Source organism: Treponema endosymbiont of Eucomonympha sp. (assembly GCF_001028545.1).
Genome location: NZ_BBPW01000487.1, coordinates 1 through 542, shown reverse-complemented (window position 1 = coordinate 542; position 542 = coordinate 1). Strand labels below are relative to the sequence as shown.

The window sequence follows — 542 nt, the reverse complement described above, 5'->3', positions numbered from 1 at the left end:
GCATTCCACCGGGCTGGGGAGCGTCATTTTGGGCATGCCCGAAGCAGCTTTTGCCGGACCGAACGGCAACCGCCTGAACAAGCTGCTCAAGTTTCCCGACGGCTACACCTATGCCGTAGCTATCGCGCTGGGCGTACCTGCAGGCACAAAAGAAGCGCACTCCCTTGAACCGGGTCGGGTTGATTTTGTCGATTAAAAAAACAATTGCTCTGCTGAAGCCTGTGCGTCGCCCGTCGATATTGGTACAGGAGAAAGCAGGCACGGCAAAAGCTTAACTCATGAATGCCATGCGTTTATTTCTGATATCCGCAATTTATGTTTGACACTAATGCAAGTCCCTTTTAGAAAGTCTTGGTTTTGGAAGGGACTTGCATTATGTAATTTGTGTGCCCGTCCGCAATACCATGTATGCATTAATTAGTTCATTCAGCGAAATACGCTGATTTGCGGGACTCGTTGACGGCAAGGGTATCGCGTCTATCCCCGTCTGTTTTCTGCACAATTTGCCGTATAGCTTGTGGGCTTTTTCACCCGTGGTGAAA

At 49.6% G+C, this 542-nt stretch carries 1 pseudogene; it reads left to right on the top strand.

Annotation, left to right across the window (positions count from 1 at the left end):
* Window positions 1-196, top strand: a pseudogene (locus tag AWU74_RS12080) (hypothetical protein); the annotation flags it as partial.
* Window positions 197-542 lie beyond the last annotated feature (346 nt).